Origin of the sequence: Micromonospora sp. NPDC005173 (genome assembly GCF_040608515.1) — a bacterium.
Taxonomy (GTDB): Bacteria; Actinomycetota; Actinomycetes; order Mycobacteriales; family Micromonosporaceae; genus Micromonospora.
In genome coordinates, this window is sequence record NZ_JBEXIK010000042.1 from 23,112 (window position 1) to 41,433 (window position 18,322).

The 18,322-nt window shown below is 75.0% G+C and carries 16 protein-coding genes; 5 read left to right on the forward strand and 11 right to left on the reverse strand.

Going from position 1 to position 18,322, the window contains the following annotated elements; genetic code table 11:
• Window positions 1-19: 19 nt before the first annotated feature.
• Window positions 20-1,123, reverse strand: coding sequence for a DUF5919 domain-containing protein (locus ABZV00_RS30320; RefSeq protein WP_355612438.1), 1,104 nt, complete (start codon window positions 1,121-1,123; stop codon window positions 20-22).
• Window positions 1,124-1,270: 147 nt separating this feature from the next.
• Window positions 1,271-2,077, reverse strand: a complete 807-nt coding sequence (locus ABZV00_RS30325) for an SDR family oxidoreductase (protein ID WP_355612441.1) — start codon at window positions 2,075-2,077, stop codon at window positions 1,271-1,273.
• A 70-nt stretch (window positions 2,078-2,147) separates the two neighbouring features.
• On the opposite strand from ABZV00_RS30325, the gene ABZV00_RS30330 reads away from it, so the two are divergent.
• The gene (locus ABZV00_RS30330) at window positions 2,148-3,566 is read left to right on the forward strand and encodes an RtcB family protein (protein WP_355612443.1); all 1,419 of its coding nucleotides are present in this window, start codon (window positions 2,148-2,150) and stop codon (window positions 3,564-3,566) included.
• A gap of 39 nt (window positions 3,567-3,605) precedes the next feature.
• Here ABZV00_RS30330 and ABZV00_RS30335 read toward each other — a convergent pair whose 3' ends face one another.
• Entirely contained in the window at window positions 3,606-4,034 is a 429-nt protein-coding gene (locus tag ABZV00_RS30335; RefSeq protein ID WP_355612446.1) for an archease, read from the reverse strand.
• A 156-nt stretch (window positions 4,035-4,190) separates the two neighbouring features.
• Between ABZV00_RS30335 and ABZV00_RS30340 the strand changes: the two genes are divergently transcribed.
• Both ABZV00_RS30340 and ABZV00_RS30345 read left to right on the forward strand, forming a co-directional pair.
• A complete protein-coding gene (locus ABZV00_RS30340) occupies window positions 4,191-5,723 on the forward strand; it encodes a multicopper oxidase domain-containing protein (protein WP_355612449.1) in 1,533 nt (510 codons plus the stop codon).
• A 25-nt stretch (window positions 5,724-5,748) separates the two neighbouring features.
• Window positions 5,749-6,351, forward strand: coding sequence for an MBL fold metallo-hydrolase (locus tag ABZV00_RS30345; RefSeq protein WP_355612452.1), 603 nt, complete (start codon window positions 5,749-5,751; stop codon window positions 6,349-6,351).
• Here the strand turns inward: ABZV00_RS30345 and ABZV00_RS30350 are convergent.
• Window positions 6,318-7,064, reverse strand: coding sequence for a phenylalanine--tRNA ligase beta subunit-related protein (locus ABZV00_RS30350; RefSeq protein ID WP_355612455.1), 747 nt, complete (start codon window positions 7,062-7,064; stop codon window positions 6,318-6,320). The two genes, ABZV00_RS30345 and ABZV00_RS30350, sit on opposite strands and share 34 nt — an antisense overlap.
• 7 nt (window positions 7,065-7,071) lie before the next feature.
• Entirely contained in the window at window positions 7,072-7,683 is a 612-nt protein-coding gene (locus ABZV00_RS30355; protein WP_355612458.1) for a LysE family translocator, read from the reverse strand.
• 62 nt (window positions 7,684-7,745) lie between these two features.
• On the opposite strand from ABZV00_RS30355, the gene ABZV00_RS30360 reads away from it, so the two are divergent.
• Both ABZV00_RS30360 and ABZV00_RS30365 read left to right on the forward strand, forming a co-directional pair.
• Window positions 7,746-9,230 (forward strand): PLP-dependent aminotransferase family protein, encoded by a 1,485-nt coding sequence (locus ABZV00_RS30360; RefSeq protein ID WP_355612461.1) that lies wholly within the window; start codon window positions 7,746-7,748, stop codon window positions 9,228-9,230.
• 100 nt (window positions 9,231-9,330) lie between these two features.
• A complete protein-coding gene (locus ABZV00_RS30365) occupies window positions 9,331-9,975 on the forward strand; it encodes a dihydrofolate reductase family protein (RefSeq protein ID WP_355612464.1) in 645 nt (214 codons plus the stop codon).
• Between the two features lie 96 nt (window positions 9,976-10,071).
• On the opposite strand, the gene ABZV00_RS30370 is transcribed toward ABZV00_RS30365, so the two are convergent.
• The 6 genes from ABZV00_RS30370 to ABZV00_RS30395 form a co-directional block, all read right to left on the reverse strand.
• Window positions 10,072-11,493, reverse strand: coding sequence for a DUF6297 family protein (locus ABZV00_RS30370; RefSeq protein WP_355612467.1), 1,422 nt, complete (start codon window positions 11,491-11,493; stop codon window positions 10,072-10,074).
• Complete coding sequence (locus ABZV00_RS30375; protein ID WP_328417259.1) at window positions 11,490-12,092, reverse strand: ABC transporter ATP-binding protein; 603 nt, start codon at window positions 12,090-12,092, stop codon at window positions 11,490-11,492. The genes ABZV00_RS30370 and ABZV00_RS30375 overlap by 4 nt, the downstream gene beginning before the upstream one ends.
• 83 nt (window positions 12,093-12,175) lie before the next feature.
• Window positions 12,176-14,554, reverse strand: a complete 2,379-nt coding sequence (locus ABZV00_RS30380; protein WP_355612471.1) for a tetratricopeptide repeat protein — start codon at window positions 14,552-14,554, stop codon at window positions 12,176-12,178.
• A complete protein-coding gene (locus ABZV00_RS30385; protein WP_328417255.1) occupies window positions 14,551-16,317 on the reverse strand; it encodes a hypothetical protein in 1,767 nt (588 codons plus the stop codon). Before ABZV00_RS30385 ends, ABZV00_RS30380 begins: the two co-directional genes overlap by 4 nt.
• Entirely contained in the window at window positions 16,314-17,594 is a 1,281-nt protein-coding gene (locus ABZV00_RS30390; protein WP_355612474.1) for a hypothetical protein, read from the reverse strand. The genes ABZV00_RS30385 and ABZV00_RS30390 overlap by 4 nt, the downstream gene beginning before the upstream one ends.
• Window positions 17,591-18,223: an ATP-binding cassette domain-containing protein gene (locus tag ABZV00_RS30395; protein WP_328417251.1), complete on the reverse strand. Its 633-nt coding sequence runs from the start codon at window positions 18,221-18,223 to the stop codon at window positions 17,591-17,593. Before ABZV00_RS30395 ends, ABZV00_RS30390 begins: the two co-directional genes overlap by 4 nt.
• Window positions 18,224-18,322: the final 99 nt, after the last annotated feature.

Genomic DNA, 18,322 nt, shown 5'->3' on the forward strand with positions numbered 1-18,322 from the left:
CGACCGAAAGGGTCGGGGGTCACCGTCCGTGTAGGTCGCCGGCCGCAGTCGAGCGGGGTGCCGGGGTACGGGGGCCGCCGCCCGACGGCTGCGACACCAGCCGGCGTACCGCCCGCTCCCCGTCGCCGGGCCCGTACTTCTGGTCGAAGGTCCGGGCCACGGTGGCCGCCGGCGTACGGTCTCCGTCGGCCAGCTCGGCCAGCGCGAACACCGTCGGCGCGGCCCCGGGTGCCCGGGGTGGCAGCACGGCCCGCACGGTCAGCGGCCGGGTCAGGCGGAACGCGCGGCAGTCGATGTAGTGCTGGCCGTCGACCGTCACGTAGGGCACCTGCACCTCGACCACGTCGGAGTCGTCGTGGCGCAGCGTGACGGTCACCGACCAGTACTGTTCCAGGTTCACGGTCGCCTGCTCGTGCTCCCACAGCTCCTCGAACCGGGCGTGCACGAACCCACCCCACGGGCTGTCCATGTCCACCTCAAGTTGGGGCACGTTGAACGACAGCTTCCCGATCGGGAAGAACGAGATCAGCGCCCGGCCGTCCCACTGGTAGAGCTGGATCGACGGGGAGGCGTCGTAGAGCCGGACCTGCAACCGGTGTCGCAGCCGGGGGTCGAGGGCGTCGGAGAAGGCGGCCAGGTGGCGCAGGTTGGTGCGAATCTGCCGCGGCACGTTCACCCGCTGCCGTTCCAGCTCCTCAGAGCGCTGCTGGGCGGCGGTGCAGTCCGGGTCGAGCAGGAGCAACTGCACCTGCGAGCCGTTGGTGAGTGCCGCGCGTACCGCTGCCAGTGTCTCCTCGCGATGCCGCTGCTCCAGCAGGATCGTCCAGGTGTCGAGGATCCGCACCCGGCGGCCGGCGCGCTGCAGCCGGGTCACGAACGCCTGCTGGTCGAAGCTCAGGTGCTCCTGCACCCGCGCCTTGCGGGCCTCCTCGAACAGTGGGTCGAAGATGACGTACGAGATGGCCGCGAGCACCACGCTGGCGCCGAGGTTGAGCAACAGGTCGCTGAGGAAGCCGGTGCTGCGCCAGGCAGCCAGCAGCATCAGGGCGGCGACCCCGAGCAGCGTCCCACCGACGCCGAAGGCGCGTCGTTGCCGGCCGCCCCGACCAGCCCACTCGGGCATCCGGTCCCCCTCCGTCGTCGGCCGGCCCCACGTGGCCGCCCGCTGATCACCGGAATGCGGAGGATACGTGCCCGCTTTGCCGGGCGCTGTCCCGTTCGCGACCGCCGGTTTCATCCATGGAGCAGGTCCGCCGTGAACGGGCAGTGCTCAGATCGACCGCCAGTCGTCGGTGGTCAACGCGGCGGCCTGCGGGCCCATCAGCAGCATGCCGCCGTCGACCGGCCAGGACGCCCCGGTGACGTAGCTGGCGGCGGGGGAGGCGAGCAGCGCCACCACGGCGGCGACCTCCCGGGCGTCGCCCGGCCGTCCCACCGGTACGCCGGGCCGCTCCTGGGTGAACGGGTCGACGTCCTCCTGACCGGTCATCGGCGTGGCGATCTCGCCGGGGGCGACCGCGTTGACGGTGATGCCGTCGGCGGCCAACTCCTGCGCCATCACTCTGGTGAGCAGTCCCAGCCCGCCCTTCGCCGCGCAGTACGCGGCCGAGCCGACCCGGGGCGCGTGCTCGTGCACGCTGGTGATGTTGATGATCCGCCCGCCGGCACCGGCGGCCCGCATCCGCCGCGCGGCTCGCTGCGCGCACAGGAACGGCGCGTCCAGGTCGACGGCCAGCACCTCCCGCCACTGCTCCCACCCGGTGTCGACGAACGGCGTCGAGGCGCCGGTGCCGGCGTTGTTGACCAGCACCCCGATGCCACCGAGCCGATCGGCCAGCTCGTCCACCACCGCCGCGGCCTCCGGCAGCCGGGTCAGGTCCACCTCGCTGACCTCGCAGCGCCGCCCGGTGGCGCGGACCTCGGTGGCGGTCCGATCGGCGCCGTCGGGGTCGCCGTACCAGGTGATGCCGATCTCGAGGCCGGCCTCGGCCAGGGCGACCGCGCAGGCCTTGCCGATGCCGGAGTCCGCACCGGTGACGACCGCGACCCTCGGGTAGTTCTCGTATCGCTGGGGCATCCTCCCGCACTACCCCGACCGGACCGGCCCAACCGGGTGTACGAGTGGACCCGGCGGGTAGCCGCCGGGTATGGAACTGGTCCAGGAGTCGCCGTACCGGTTCCGGATCGACCGGGCGGCACCGATGCGGGTGCCCGGGGTGGTCTTCGCCGTGCCGGAGCTGCTGCCCGAGGTCGGCACGGACCGCGCGCTGGACCAGGTGGCGAACGTGGCCACGCTGCCCGGCATCGTCGACGCGTCGTACGCCATGCCCGACGTGCACTGGGGTTACGGCTTCCCGATCGGTGGCGTCGCCGCCACCGACGTCGCCGACGGCGGGGTGGTCTCGCCCGGCGGGGTGGGCTTCGACATCTCCTGCGGGGTACGACTGCTCACCGCCGAGCTGGACCGGGCGGAGCTCTCCCGGGTGCTCGACGCGCTGATGGACGGCCTGGACCCGGCGGTCCCGCGCGGCATGGGCCGGGGCGCGGTCTGGCAGCTCGCCGACCGGGCCGAGCTGGACGCGGTGCTGCGCGGCGGCTCCCGGTACGCGGTCGAGCAGGGGCACGGGGTGCCCCGGGACCTGGCCCGCTGCGAGGACGGCGGTGTGGTGTCCGACGCCGATCCGGCGCAGGTCAGCGACCGGGCCGTGCAGCGCGGGCAGGGCCAGGTGGGCAGCCTCGGCTCCGGCAACCACTTCCTGGAGGTGCAGGTCGTCGAGGAGGTGTACGACGAGCCGGTCGCGGCGGCGTTCGGGCTGCGGCTCGGGCAGGTCTGCGTGATGATCCACTCTGGATCCCGGGGGCTGGGCCACCAGATCTGCACCGACCATGTGCGGATCATGGAACGGGTGATGCCCCGGCACGGCATCGAGGTGCCGGACCGGCAGTTGGCCTGCGCGCCGGTCGAATCGCCGGAGGGGCGGGCCTACCTGGGTGCGATGGCCGCTGCGGCGAACTACGCCCGGGCCAACCGGCAGCTCCTCGCCGAGGCGGCCCGCCGGGTCTTCGCCCGGGTCGCCGGGACCGGCCTGGATCTGGTCTACGACGTGTCGCACAACCTTGCCAAGATCGAGGAACACGAGCGGGACGGTGGTACCCGGCAGCTCTGCGTGCACCGCAAGGGCGCGACCCGCGCGCTGCCGCCCGGGCACCCGGACCTCCCGGGCGACCTGCGCGACGCCGGGCAGCCGGTGCTCATCCCCGGCTCGATGGGCACCTCGTCGTACGTGCTGACCGGCGTCGCCGGCAATCCGGCCTTCGCGTCCACCTGTCACGGCGCCGGCCGCGTCCGCAGCCGGGGGGAGGCCACCCGGGCCGCCCGGGGGCAGGACGTGCGGCGTGACCTGGAGGGGCGGGGCGTGGCCGTACGTGGCGCGTCCAGGAAGGGGTTGGCCGAGGAGATGCCGGAGGCGTACAAGGACGTCTCGGCGGTGGTCGAGGCTTCCCGGGGGGCCGGGTTGTGCCGGCTGGTCGCCCGGCTCACGCCGCTCGGCGTGGTCAAGGGCTGACCGCGCGGGGCCGGACCCGGGACCGCCGATCGTCGGCGCTCAGACGTCCAGGGTCACCGCGCAGGCCCAGCCAGCGGCGTCCGGGCCGACGCGCAGCGCGTGCAGCGACACCGCCTTCGGTACCGCGCCGACCAGCTCCACCGCGTCGGTGCCGGTCGAGTGCCAGCGCACCCCCAGGCCGCCGTCCTCGGCTGGCCGCACGTCGCAGTCCAGTGGCAGGGTGCCCTCGGTGTCCAGCCGGAAGATCACCTCGTCCAGGAGGCCGACCAGCAGGTCCTCGTCGTCGCCGGGCGGCAGCCGGAACTCGGTGTCGGTCTGCGGCCGGGCGCCGGCGGTGTCGGCGAACGTCTCGACCAGCGCGGTGACGGCTTCGGCCAGGCACCCCTCGCGGTCCGGCGCCCACGCCTCGATCCGCACGTCGGCGGTGTGCGGCACGCTCCGGTGCCCCCGTTGCGTCGAGCGCTGCATGCCCCGATCATGCCCGCCCGTGGCGCGGCACCCGACCCGCCGCCTGAATTCGCCTCGGGGACAACCCGGACCGGTCCCGGAAAGAGGCCCGTCCGGCTGGCCGTCGGGTCCATAAGAAGAGAGGCTACATGTAGCCAATCTTCTGGAGGTGGATCCGTGCCAACCCGACGACGACCCCTGGTCCGGGTGCTCATCGGCGTGCTCGCCGGCGTGCTGGTGCTCTGCGGCGGCGGCGTCGCCGCGGTCACCTGGACGCTGGTCCGCACCACCGACACCGTCGGCGAGGTGGACTTCGTCCGCCCGCTGGCCGTACCCCCGCTGGCGCAGTCCCGGCTCGACGACCAGGGGCGGCGGGTCTTCGACCTGCTCGCCCGCGACGGCCGGCGGGACTTCCGTGGCGATGGGCGGCTGACCCGCACCGCCGGCTTCGACGGCGACTTCCTCGGCCCGACACTGCGCGCCAAGCGTGGGGAGCAGGTGCGGGTGAACGTGGTCAACAAGCTGGGCGAGGAGACCAACGTGCACTGGCACGGCATGCATCTGCCGGCCCGGATGGACGGTGGCCCGCACCAATTGGTCCGCCCCGGCGCCACCTGGTCGCCGACCTGGCGGGTGGACCAGCCGGCGGCCACCCTCTGGTACCACCCGCACCCGCACGGCGCCACCGAGGAGCAGGTCTACCGGGGCCTGGCCGGCATGTTCATCCTCGACGACGACCGGGAGGCGGCGCTGCCACTGCCCCGCAGCTACGGGGTCGACGACGTGCCGGTGATCGTGCAGGACCGCAGCTTCTCCCGCAGCGGTCAGTTCAGCAAGAGCCGCAACGTGATCGCCAGCATCGGTGCGCTCGGCGACACCGTGCTGGTCAACGGCACCGTCGGCCCCTACCTGGACGTGCGCACCGAGCGGGTCCGGCTGCGGCTGCTCAACGCCTCCACCGCGCGTACCTACGACTTCGGGCTCTCCGACGACCGGTCGTTCGCGCTGATCGGCACCGACGGCGGGTTGCTGGCCCGGACCGCCCGGCTCACCCGGGTGCGGCTCTCCCCGGGGGAGCGGGCCGAGATCGTGGTGGACGTCCGACCAGGGGAGCGGGTGACACTGCGCAGCACCCCACCCGATCTGGGCATCGGCGGGCTGGCCCGGCGCTCGGCGGGCGGAGCCGACCGGTTCGACGTGCTGCAACTGCGCGCGGCCGGCACCCTGACCCCGTCACCGCCGGTGCCGGACGCGCTGGTGCCGGTGGACCGGTTGGACCCCGCCGCCGCAGCCACCACCCGGCGGCTGGAGTTCCAGGGGCGGGACATCAACGGCCGGTCGATGCGGATGGACCGGATCGACTTCGCCGCCACCCGGGACACCACCGAGGTCTGGGAGGTGGTCAACTCCGACGGCACCCCGCACAACTTCCACGTCCACGACGTGCAGTTCCAACTGCTCTCGGTGGACGGCGCCGCGCCACCGCCCGAAATGGGCGGCTGGAAGGACACCATCTACCTGCCACCGCACCAGCCGATGCGGATCGTGCTGCGGTTCACCGACCACAGTGACCCGAACCTGCCCTACATGTTCCACTGCCACCTGCTCTGGCACGAGGACAGCGGGATGATGGGCCAGTTCGTGGTGGTCGACCCGGGCCAGGCGCCGGGCCGCCCGCCGGCACATGGCGGCCACGCGGAGCATGACTGACCGGCCGACGGCGTACGGTCGCCGGATGCGGATCACCCGATTCACCCACTCCTGCGTCCGCGTCGAGCACGACGGCGGGGTGCTGGTCGTCGACCCGGGCACGTGGAGCGAGCCGCGTGCCCTGGTCGGCGCGGACGCGGTGCTGGTCACCCACGAGCACACCGACCACGTGGACGTCCTGCGGCTGGTCGGCCTGGGCGTCCCGGTGTACGCCCCCGAGGGCGCCCGGCTGCCCGACCTCGCCCCGCTGCCGGTGACCCGGGTCGCCCCCGGGCAGCGCTTCACCGCCGCCGGCATCACGGTCAGCGCGCACGGCGGCCGGCACGCCGCCATCCACGAGGGCCAGCCCGACTGTCCCAACCTCGGCTACCTGATCGGCGACGGGCTCTACCACCCGGGCGACGCGCTGCACGTGCCGGACGAGCCGGTGCACACCCTGCTGGTCCCGGCTCAGGGGTCCTGGCTGCGCCTCGACGAGGCGATCCGGTTCGCCCGCGACGTGGGCGCCGATCGGGCGTACCCGATCCACGACGCGCAGATCAACGAGCGTGGCCTGGCCAGCGTCGCCGGCTGGTTCGGCGAGACGATCCCCGGCTACCGCCACCTCGTACCGGGCGACACCGCCTGACCGGCCGTGCCACCGGCCGCCGGAACGTCGAAACGGGGTGCGGCGGCGGTGAGCACGGCGGCCCGCGTCGGTACCGACCATCCCTCGGTCAGCTCCGCCACCAGCGCGGCGACCAGCCGGGTCACGTCCGCCTCGGCGTCGGAGTGCAGCGCCTCGGCGACGATCAGCACCGACGAGGTGCCCGCCCGCACGGCCGACCAGCCGCTCTGCCGGTTCGTCCAGCGTCGGGCGTGCGCGCGACCGGCGGCGTCCGCGAAGGTCACCTCGCCCGGATCGGGGTGCTCGGTCTCGCCGGCGAAGCTCAGGTACTCCTCGTCGCCGTGGGCCGGCCGGACCTCCAGGTCGCCGTCGACCCGGTCCAGGTCGAGCACCGCGACCGGGATCGCGTACGCGGCCGACACGGCGTTGCAGAGGTCCACCAGCGGGTGCAGCCGCGGCAGCTCGTCGTCCAGCCGGAGCCGACGCAGCAGCGCCTCCGCGGCGCACCGGTATCGGGTGGGTCGCAGCCCCATCGCGGCGTACGCCCGCCGCCACGCCTGGATCTCCGGGAACCCGCTCTCGGCGCCTCCGGCCAGTCGATCGCGAGCGACCGCGGTGTACGCGGCGGTCTGCTGCGCCACGTCCGCCGTCGGGGTGATGCCGGTGGCCAGGACCACTCCGGCCACGAGGTCCGGGTACGCCGCGCGGAGCTGCGCGGAATGCTGGAACTGCACGGGACTCCTATCGTTCGGTGAGAGCGAGCGTCACGCCGAGCGCGACGAACGTGCCGGCGACGGACCGGCGCAGCCAGTCGGTGACCCTCGGCCGGGTCAGCACCCGGTCACGCAGCCGGGCCGCGAAAATGCCGTAGCCGCTGAACACCACGAAGGTCAGCAGCATGAACACCGCCCCGCACGCGAGCATCGACCGGGTCGAGCCCGGCGCGGTGGTGTCCACGAACTGCGGCAGGAACGCGACGAAGAACAGCGTCGGCTTCGGGTTGAGCAGGTTGACCAGCACCCCGGAGAGGATCACCCGGGCCGCCGAGCGGGGCGGCGTCGCGGTGGTCGCCGCGAAGGCGCTGCGGTCCCGCACGGTCGACCAGGCTAGGTAGAGCAGGTACCCGACGCCGAGGTACCTGACCACCTCGAACGCCGCCGCGCTCGTCTGCAACAGCGCGGCGAGACCGGTCATCGCCGCCAGCAGGTGCGGCACCACGCCCAGCGTGCAGGCGAACGCGGCCAGCACGCCGGCCCGGGCGCCCCGGGACAGGCCGGCGGACAGGGTGAAGAACACCCCGGTGCCCGGGGTGACCACCACGATCAGCGTGGTGACCAGGAACGGGATTGTCACGGTCGTCCTCCGGTGGGCTCGGCGGGGCTGCCTGATCACCACTCTGCTGCCAAGATGGTCCGGTGAGCAGGGCCAAACCAAGGGCATCCGAGAGGTCCATATCGGCCGGGTCGGATTTTCTGCACCTGACCATCGCCGACGCCTCGCCCGGCGGGCGCGCCGACTGGCTGGCCGCCCGGCTGCGCCAGGCCATCGCCGACGGACGGGTGCCGGTCGGGGGCCGCCTGCCCGCCACCCGGTTGCTCGCCGCCGACCTCGGCGTCTCCCGGGGCGTGGTCACCGAGGCGTACCAGCGGCTGACCGAGGAGGGGCACGTCACCGGTCGGGGCCGGGCCGGGACGGTGGTCGTCGCCGCGGGGCCCGCACCGGCCGCGCCGGCACCCGCCCCGGCCGCCGCGCCGGCTCCAGCCGCGCTCTTCCCGCCGGCTCCGGGCAGCGACATCTTCGACGCGGTACGCGCGGCGACCGCGACCATCGACCTGACGCCCGGCGTACCCGACCTGGCCGCCTTTCCCCGCGCGGACTGGCTGCGCGCCGAACGGACCGTGCTGCGCCACCTCGCGGCGGCCGATTTCGGCTACGGCGACCCGTGTGGCGCCCCCGCGCTGCGCCAGGCCGTCGCCGTCTGGCTGGCCCGCAGCCGGGGCATCGTCGTCGACCCCGTCGAGGTGATCATCGTGGCCGGGGTGTCCCAGGCGCTCGGGCTGCTCGCCCAGGCACTCGGCTCGGCCGGCATCGACCGGATCGCGGTCGAGGACCCCGGCTCGCTCGGCGTACGGCAGCACCTCAACAACTGGCGGGTGGACACCCCGCCCATCGCGGTGGACGACGCCGGGCTGCGGGTCGACGAGCTGGCCGCCAGCGGCGTGCCCGCGGTGATGCTCACCCCCGCGCACCAGTTTCCGACCGGCGTGGTGCTCGACGGCGACCGCCGCCGCCAGCTCGTCGACTGGGCACGGGCCGGCGGCCTGATCATCGAGGACGACTACGACGCCGAGCACCGCTACGACCGGCCGCCGGTGCCGGCGCTGCGCGGCCTGCTGCCCGAGCAGGTCTGCTACGCCGGCAGCGTGTCCAAGCTGCTCGCCCCGGCGCTGCGGGTCGGCTGGCTGCTCGTGCCGACCCGCCACCGGGAGGCGGTGGTGGCCGCCAAGCGCAACGCCGACCTGGGCAACGCGGTGCTGCCGCAGCTGGTGCTGGCGGAGCTGATGACCTCCGGCGCGCTGGAGCGGCACCTGCGGCTGCTACGCCGCCGGCACATCCACCGCCGGGACGCGATGATCGCCGCGCTGGCCCGGCACCTGCCGACCGCCACGGTGCACGGCGCGGCGGCCGGGCTGCACCTGATGATCACCTTGGACGACGCCGTGGCGGACACGGAGCTGGCGGCGGCCGTGCTGGCGCGCGGGGTGAAGGTGCAACCACTGTCCTGGCACTGCCAGCGGCCGTACCGGCCGGGGCTGGTACTCGGCTACGCGGCCCGTACGGCGACCGAGATCGAGGACGGCGTCGCGACGATCGCTTCCGTCCTCCGCCGCGGCCGGTGACCTATCGTGAGCGGGGAGTGCCGGTCGGCGTCGCGGCCGGGTGGCGTAGGCAGGGCACCGTGCTGCGCGCTTCAAGATCCGTCGGCATCGGGAGTAGGGCATGGGCCTCATCCACATCGAGCTGTTCGCAACCCTCGACCTCGTCGGGCAGTCGCCCGGCGGCCCCGAGGAGGACCCGGTGGGGTTCCCGTTCGGCGGCTGGCAGGCGCCTCTGCTGGACGAGGTCGCCGGGGCGCAGGTCGGTGCCGCGTACGAGGGCACGGACGCCCTTCTGCTCGGCCGGCGGACGTACGACATCTTCGCCGCCTACTGGCCGCACCAGGAGGGCGGCGAGGACAACGAGATCGCCGCGCTCTTCAACAGCGTCCCGAAGTACGTGGCCTCCCGCGGCAGGCCCGACCTCTCGTGGGCCGGGTCCACCCAGCTCGGCCCGGATCTGGCTGGCGCGGTGCGCGAGATCCGTGACCGGCACGAGCACGTGAAGGTCGTCGGGAGCCTGAACCTGGTGCAGACCCTCCTGCGCGAGAAGCTCTTCGACCGTCTCGACCTCTGGGTGCACCCGATCGTGCTCGGCGTCGGGAAGAAGGTGTTCGACGGTGGCGCGGTGCCCACGAACGTCACACTCCTCGAACCGCCGGTGGCCAGTCCGACGGGCACCGTGTACCTGCGTTACGGACTCGCCGATGGCACGCCCGGGACGGGGGACATGAGCGCACCGGATCGCGGTGCCGGGCGCGACGGCTGAAGCCGCCCCGCGCCAGGTGGGTCCGTGTGGTCGGCGGTGCATCCGCCAGGTCGGCATTCGGCTGGGCCGCCGGGCTGACCGGGCGGATCCGCCCGGTCAGCCCAGGAACAGGCGGACCAGGACCAGCACGGCGAGCAGCGCCGGCCCCCGCGAGCCCTGGCGGAGCAGGTCGACCGGGATCATCCCGAACGGCGTGTTCACCGTCGCCCCGCCGTAGTCGATCGGTGGTCGGGTGCCGGCCCGCCAGGCGGCGGCCACCACCCCGAGCGCCAGCGCCGGCCCCAGCCAGGGAGGCCCACCGTCGACCGTCGGCATGGTCAGCAGCCACCACAGCCCCGTGCCGATCGCGGGCACGATCACGTGGATCCCGCGCAGCGCGGCGTCACTGCCGCCGAGCGCCCGACGCAACCCGGGCGACCGGCTGATCGACCGGAGGCCGCCGGTCAGCCGGTCGGCGGCGAAGTAGCCGAACACCACCTGCGCGGCACCGGCCAGGCCGGGCAGGGCGAGCGCGGCGGCGTACTGGACGAGGATCAGCGCCGTCCAGATCAGCAGGGCGCTGGGGTGGCGGCGGAGCCGGCGCACGTCGGCCTGGAGCAGCGCCCACCAGCCGGGGCCGGGCAGGAATCGGCGACTGCGGACCCGGCCGATCTGGCGCCAGCGCCGGCTCTCCACCAGGCCGGCGAGCATGCTCGGGTCGAGCAGGATGGTGGCCGTCGCCGCGGCGTTGGCGAACTGCGCGCCGGTGGTCAGCGTGGCCCGGTCCACCCGGGGCAGCGCGCGTACCGCGAGGACGGTGGCGGCGACCGCGAGGGGCACCCCGACGACGACCAGCGCGGTGGTCGGTGACGCCGTCGGCCGGGGCAGCCCGTCGCCGAGACGACCGGCGAGGACCACCAGAGCCGTGACGGCGGCGGCCGCCAGCAGCGGCACCACCCCGGCGAGGGTCGGCCACCGCCGGCCCGGTCGGCCGCCCTGGGCGACCACGCTGAACGCCAGCGCTGTCGCCCCCCACCCCGCACCGGCCGCCGCCGCCCAGCCCAGGACGGCCAGGTCGGTGACGCCGCCGAGCGCCGCCACGGCCACCCCGATCAGCGCGGTGCCGGCCGTCGCGCCCGTCAGCAGGATGACCAGGCGCGGCGCCAGCCAGGCCCGCCGGTCGACCGGCGCGCTGGTCACCCAGCTCTGCGTCGCCGGGGTGACCAGCAGCGGGCCGAGCGCGCGCAGGCCGCGCCAGGCGAGCCCGGCAGCGGCCAGCAGCGCGGCGACCGCCAGCCACCAGCGCACCCCCGGGTCGGCCCGCCCCACCGTAGGCGAATCCAGCATGTCGCGGCTGGCGCTGATCGCGAACCAGCCGTACATGCCCACGAAGAGGACCATGACGTACGCGTCGCCCAGCACGTCGCCGAGGGAGTGGTCGTGGTGCCGGCGGCGGGCCCGGCGCAGGTGCGAGCGCACCTGCCGGGCGGTGGGCACCCCGGCCGGCGCGTCGGCGACCGTGGCCGGCGGGGCCGTCACCGGCCGATCTCGATCCGCTCGTCGACGACCGCGTCGATCAGCTCCGGATCGTGCGAGGCCAGCAGCACGGCGGTGCCCGCCTCCCGCTCCCGGCGCAGCCGGTCGGCCAGCCACTGCCGGCCGCGCACGTCCAGCCGCTGCTCCGGCTCGTCGAGGATCAGCACCCGACGGGGCCGTACGAAGCAGGACGCCAGCGCCAGCCGGCGGCGCTGCCCACTGGACAGCGTCACCGGCAGTTGGTCGCGGGCCGGCTCCAAACCAAGCTCGGCGAGGACCTCGTCGACCGGGTCGGCGTTACCCCCGTGGGCGTACGCGACCAGCTCCAGGTGTTCGACCACGGACAGGTCGGGAAAGAAGTCGATGTCGTCCAGGGCGGCCGCCACCAGCGCCCGCACCTGGGGATCGGTCTCGTCGGCCCGGCGACCCTGCACCAGCACCTCGCCCGCGTCCGGCCGGTCGGCGCCGACCACGCAGCGCAGCAGGGTGGTCTTGCCGCTGCCGTTGGGGCCCAGCACCACCGCGATCCGGCCGGCCTGGAGCGTGAAACTCACGTCGTCGAGCACGACCAGGTTGCCGAAGTTGCGGCTGAGTCCCCGCACCGAGAGCGTATCCACGATCACACACTCTCGCAGACCCGTTCAACCGCCCAACGCGAGCGATCGACATCACGCCGGCCAGGTGGTCACGGGTCAGCCGGCGACAGGTCCGTGCCGTCCTCCAGCCGGCTGTCGGCGGCGGCCAGCCCTTCGGCGTCGTCGACCTCCTCGGCCACTGCCGCCGCGTCCGCCCAGTGCTGCCGCGCCTCGGCCCGGTCGCCCAGCTCGGCGGCGGCGTCTCCCAGGTACAGCAGGGTCCGGGCCAGCCCGAGGGTGGGCCGGCTCTCCTCGCGTAGCCGCCGGCCCTCGGCCAGCAGCTCGTACGCCGCCCGGGCCTGCCCGGGCGCGGCGGTCAGCAGCGTCGCCCCGGCGTTGAGCAGCGCCGCCGCCCGGCTGGTCGGGTCGCTGACCGACTCGTACTCGCGCAGCGCCGCGCGCCACGCCTGCGCGGCGTCCAGGTGCTCGCCAAGGGCGGCGTGCACCAGCACCAGGTTGGTCAGCGCCGCGGCGTAGCCGCGAGCGTCACCCACCGACCGGAAGGTGTTCGCCGCCCGCACGAGGTGGTGGTGCGCGCTGTCCAGGTCCCCCCGGGCCAGCTGCGCCGCGCCGAGGCCCAGGTCGGTGAGCGCGAGCCCGGCCCGGTCCGCTCCCGAGCGGTGCCGGCGGGACAGTTCCAGGTGTTCCACAGCGTCGTCGAGCTGCCCCAGGTCGAGCAGCGCCAGGCCGAGGTTCATCCGGGCCTGGGCGGTGCCCCGCCGGCCGCGCTCGGCCACCGCGAGGGTGAGCGCCGCGGCGGCGCCCTGCGGGTCGTGTCGGCGTCGGCGCAGCACCCCCAGCTCGTTGTGCGCCCACCCGGCGATCTCCGGTCGGTCGTCGGCGGTCGGGGTGGCCAGCACGGTGCGGCACACCTGCTCCCACTCGTCCAGCCGCTCGACGTGCGCCAGCCACCCGCACAGCGCCACGGCCAGCCGGAACCACCACCGGCGTACCCGGCGGGGCAGCGTCTCGGCGGCGCCGGCCGGCACCCGGACCACCGCCAGCAGCAGCTCCTGGTGCAGGTCGAACCAGCCATACGGGTCGTCGTCCAGCGGCAGTGACCACTCCCGGTCCGGTGGGGAGCCGAGCACGGCCAGGTTGGCCGCGTGCCGCTCGGCCCGGCGCGCCAGGTGCCGGGTCAGCCGGGCCTGCGCGGCGACCCGAGCCCCGGCCGGATCGGCGTCCCGCAGGTGCAGCCGGGCGTTGCCGGCGAGCAGCGGCCGGATCTCGTACCGGTCGCCGGGAGCGCCGACCACGAACGCCGCGGCGGCCAGTTGGTCGAGCAGCGCGGTCACCCGCTCCGGGTGCCGACCGGCCAACGCGGCGATGGCCGGCCGGTCCACCGGCGCGGGTGCCAGCGACATCAGCCGGTACAGGCGACGTGCCTCGCGGGTCAACGCCCGGTACGCGGTGTCCCGCTCGGTGACCAGCCGGGCCGCCGGCGAGATGCTGACCCGCTGGTGCGGCGGCGTCTGCACCGCGCGGCGCAGCACGTCCAGCACGTCGGCGTGCCGCCAGCCGTGCTGCGCGGTGCGGTAGCCGAGCGCCCGGACCGTGCGCGGCTGCTGCCCGCACAGCTCGACGATCTCGCGGACCGCCGGGTCGGTACGCGGGTCGGCGCGGCGGACCCGGGCGGCCGGTGCCGCCCCACCGGCGGCGGCGAACAGCTCCACCGCCTCGGCCGGGCCCGGCTCGGCGATCCAGTGGGCGACCACGCCCTCCAGCCCGCTCAGCGCCGGGCCGCCGGCGAGCAGCAGCCGACAGGTCCGCGAGGTGGGCGGCAGCAGCGGTCGGACCTGCTCGGGACGGTCGACGTTGTCCAGCACGAGCAGGATCTTGCGATCGTCGAGCTGGCGGCGCAGCGCGTCGGCGGCGAGCGTGAGGGCGTCCGGCCGGCCCGAGGTCGGCGGTGTGGTGCCCAGGACGCCGGCCAGCGCGGTGAGCACCTGCCGGGCGGAGCGGAGCCGACCGCCGCGGCGCAGGTCGAGGTAGTACTGCCCGTCCGGGAAGTCCGCCCGGCACAGGTTCGCCGCCTGCACGGCGCAGGCGGAGGCGCCCACCCCCCGCCGGCCCAGCACGGCCACCGCGTGCTCCCGGCTGAGCAGCCCGAGCACCGCCTCGACGTGCTCGGCGCGGCCGGTGAAGCCGGCCGGATAGGGCAGCGTCGACGCACCGGTGGCCGGTGCGTCGACGACGTCGGTGGGCTCCTGGCTCACCTCCCGACCGGCTCGGCGCCGGCGCATCTCGAACACCACGAAGCCGACCCCGCCGCTGACCACCAGCACGATGCTGGCCGGCCCGAGCACGCTGGCCGCCAACTCGGAGAGCAGGTTGCTGGCCAGGTTGCCGAGCACGCCACTGACCAGCGTGCCGACCGCGATCAGCACCGGCCAGCGCGGCCCCCGGCCGGCGCCCGTGGGGCCGGTCACCGGACGCCCCCGGAGACCAGCCCGGCGACGAGCTTCCGCCGGGCGAGCACCACCAGCATCACCGGCAGCACCGAGGCGAGCACCGAACTGGCGGCCAGCAACCCGCTGTTGCTCACGAAGCCGCGGGTCTGCCCGGCCAGGAAGAGCCCCAGCGGCGCCGCCTCCGGCCCGCTGAACAGCAGGCCCACCACCAGGTCGTTCCAGACCTGGACGAACTCCAGCACGGAGACCGCCACCATCGCGGGCAGGTTGTGCCGGGCGAGCCGGCGCAGGGTGCCCCACCAGCGCCGCCCACCCAGCCGGGCGCCGCGCACCTGCTCGGACGGCAGGTCGGCGAACGCGTTGCGCAGCACCAGCACCGCGAACGGCACGCCGAGCGCCACGTGCACCAGGGCCAGCCCGCGGGCGGTGCCGGAGGACAGCACCAGGCCCAGCACCTCGTTGACCGGCCCGGCGATGACCTGGATCGGCACGACACTGGCCGCCAGCAGCAGCAGCCCGGTGGCCTGCGCGGCCGGCCCGGTCAGCCAGGCCAGCGGGTACGCGGCCAGCAGCGCGACCACCAGCACCGTGGCGGTCACCACGGTGGCCAGCAGCAGCGTGAAGGCCAGCGTCCGCCACAGCTCGGTGTTGGCGACCAGGTCACGGTAGGAGGCAACCCCCGGCGCGGCCGCCCACCAGCCGCGCGCCGCGGCGTCCACCCGCCCGTGCATCGAGGTGGCGACCAGCACCGCCAGCGGCACCAGCCAGGCCACCGCGGCACCCGCCGCCAGCAGCCGGAACACCCGCCGGGGCGGGGGCGCCCGGTCCGGTTCCGGCGGCGTCTCGGCGCGCGGCGGTGGCCACGCCTGCCGGACGAACAGCGCCGCCACGAGGATCCCGCCGACGACCGCCACCAGCCACACCACACCGAGTGCGGCGCCCTCGCCGGTGGTGGTGCCGCCCGAGGTCTGCCAGACCCGCAGTGCGAGCACGGCGGCCTCGTCGCGCACCGAGCCGGGGGTCATCACCAGGATCAGGTCGAAGGTGCGGCTGGTCCCCACCGCCACCAGCGCGAAGACCACCGCGACGGTACGCAGCAGCAACGGTCGCCACTGCGCGTCCCACAACACATGGCGTCGACCGCCGCCGTAGGCGCGGACCGCGTCGGCCAGGCTCGGCGGCACCGCGTCCAGCGCGGCCCGGAAGACCAGCACGGCCAGGCCGACCCAGGCCCAGACGAACGCCGACATCAGCGCCACCGTGACCAGGCCCGGCCCGAGCAACTGCGGGGCGTCCTCGGCGGACCGGCCGGTCACCCGCGCCGCGACCAGCGTGGCCAGGCCCCGGGTCGGGTCGGGGTCGTACATCAGGCGGAAGGTCACCCCGGTGACGACCAGCGGCAACGCCACCGGCACCAGCAGGATCAGGCGGACCAGCCCGCCCTCCTGGGAGCGGCGGGACGCGGCGGCGAGCAGGTAGCCCAGCGCCGTCACGACCGCCGGCACCAGCACCGCCCAGAGCACCGTACGGCCGACCACCGCGCCGGTACCCGGCGCGGCGAGCGCGGTGCGGAAATGTGCCGCGCCGACCCAGTGACCGTTGGTGGTGACGCTGGCGTGCAGGGTGCGCAGCACCGGCCACACCACCAGCCCGCCGAGCAGCACCATGGCGGGCAGCAGCAGCGCTGAGGTCGCCCCGGCCGCCGGGTAGGCCCGGCCACGGCGGGGCGGCCCGACGTCGTCGAGCACCGCCAACTCGCCGAGTACCCGGACCTGGGTCATCGGCCGCCGCCCGCGCTGCGCGCCGCCGCGGCGAGTTGCCCGGTGGCCCGACGGACCGCCTCGGCGGCGGGCACGCCGTCGGTGACGTCGGCGAAGAAGTCCTGCATGATCCGCCAGATGCCCACCCCGTCGGAGCCGGTGAACGGGCCGGGCAGCTGGTCGGAGAGGTCGAAGCGCAGGGTGCCGGGGGCGCGCATCTCCTCGGCGAGCCTGCGGCGGACCGGGTCGGCGTAGTCGTCCAGAGGGATCCTGGTGTTGGGTGACAGGTAGCCGCCGGCGCGTAGCCAGGGCCGGAACGAGTCGGCCCGGGTGAGCCACTCGACCAGCTCCACCCCGCCCTGGCCGCCGGCGAACGCCACCGCCACGTCCCCGCCGACGATCAGTGGGCCGGTGCCGCTCGGCCGGGCGCTCGGGAACCGGATGGTCGCCGGCTCCTCCGAGCCGCGCCGGAACGTGCCGACCACCTCGGCGGTGAAGTCGGCCTCGAAGACCATCACCGCCCGGTGGGAGTGAACCACCTGGATCACCGACTCCTCGTACTGGGTGAGCAGGGCGCGGCGCCCGCCACCGGGAAACGCGCCATCGATGCTCCAGAGCTCGGCGAGCCGGTCCAGGGCGTCGCGCACCGGTCGGCCCTGCCAGTCGGCGTCCCGCCGGGTGAGGGCGTCGTAGCTGTTGGGTGCCAGGTCGGCCAGCACGTTCTCGAACCAGTCGGTGAGCACCCAACCGTCCGCCGCGCCGATCGCCAGTGGCGCCGGACCGGACCCGCGTCGGGCGATCGCGCCGAGCTGGCGGGTCAGCGCGACGAGCTCGTCCCAGGTGCGTGGCGGCGTGCGCAGCTCCGACGGCAGGTGCCAGATCAGCGACTTGTGCGCCGCCTTCACCCAGACGCCGTAGCGCTGCTCCTCGGTCACCAGCAGGTCGCTCAGCCCGGTGGGCACCGCGTACTCGGGCGACGCGCGCACCGGGCTCAGCCAGTCCCGCAGGGCGTACTCGGTGACCAGGCCGGGACGGGACAGGATCGCCACATCCGGGCTGGTGCCGGCGAGGTGCCGGGCGCGCAGGAACGCGTCGATGTCGTTGCCGGCGCTGACCACGTGCACCGGATCGGGGTAGCCCGCGACGACCTCGCGGAACCGGTCCAGCTCGCTGCCGCTCCACACCACCGCCACCTGCACCGACCGGGTGCCGCCGGTGCAGCCGGCCGCGGTCGCCGCGGCGCCGGCCGCGGCGGCGCGCAGCAGCGTACGCCGGGTGGCCCGGACGGCCGGCGTCACCGGAGCATCCCCTCGGGCTCGGTGACCAGCTCGTGCCGGCGCGGGATCTCGGCCAGGGTGGCCGCATCGGCGGTGCACACCAGCACGGCCACCCCCGGTGCGTCCGGTGGGGACAGTCGGGGCAGCAGGTCACCGAGGCGGCTGCCGCCGGCCGGATCGGCCGGGAGGTCGATGACGAGCACCTCGGGCAGGCAGACCGCCGCCCGGGCCAGCGCCACCCGGAACCGCTGGGCGTCGGAGAGCAGGTGCGGCAGCAGGGCCAGCGTCGGCGCCAACTCGAGCCGGTCCACCACGATGGCCGTCCAGTCGTCGGCCACCTCGTGCACCCGTTCGCGCTTGCGTTGGCCGTACTCGATGTTGCGGCGCACGGTGAGCTGTGGCAGCAGCGCGCCGCCGGCGGGCACGTACCCGATCTGCCGGCGCGGCGGCGGTAGGGCGGTGACGTCCCGGTCGCCGACCATGATCCGCCCGGTGACCGGGGCGGCGAGCCCGGCCAGCACCCGGGCCACGGCCGTGCCGACCCGGGGTGGCGCCACCAGGGCGGCCGTCGTGCCGGCCGGGACGTCGAGAGTCACCGGCCCGGTGCCGGGGACGGCGACCAGTGCGCGTAGCCGTAGCGTGACCCTCACCTCCGGTGACCGCTGGTGACCCGTCCCAGGGTGGCACACCATGCCGAGAGTCGATGCCCCTCGGATCTTCCACTGTGGAGAAGATTGGCCGGGTGGGGC

Excerpts from the sequence above, each read along its gene's own strand:
- ABZV00_RS30320 (WP_355612438.1), bottom strand. The coding sequence starts at position 1,123 with ATGCCCGAGTGGGCTGGTCGGGGCGGCCGGCAACGACGCGCCTTCGGC.
- ABZV00_RS30325 (WP_355612441.1), bottom strand. The coding sequence starts at position 2,077 with ATGCCCCAGCGATACGAGAACTACCCGAGGGTCGCGGTCGTCACCGGT.
- ABZV00_RS30330 (WP_355612443.1), top strand. The coding sequence starts at position 2,148 with ATGGAACTGGTCCAGGAGTCGCCGTACCGGTTCCGGATCGACCGGGCG.
- ABZV00_RS30335 (WP_355612446.1), bottom strand. The coding sequence starts at position 4,034 with ATGCAGCGCTCGACGCAACGGGGGCACCGGAGCGTGCCGCACACCGCC.
- ABZV00_RS30345 (WP_355612452.1), top strand. The coding sequence starts at position 5,749 with ATGCGGATCACCCGATTCACCCACTCCTGCGTCCGCGTCGAGCACGAC.
- ABZV00_RS30365 (WP_355612464.1), top strand. The coding sequence starts at position 9,331 with ATGGGCCTCATCCACATCGAGCTGTTCGCAACCCTCGACCTCGTCGGG.
- ABZV00_RS30385 (WP_328417255.1), bottom strand. The coding sequence starts at position 16,317 with ATGACCCAGGTCCGGGTACTCGGCGAGTTGGCGGTGCTCGACGACGTC.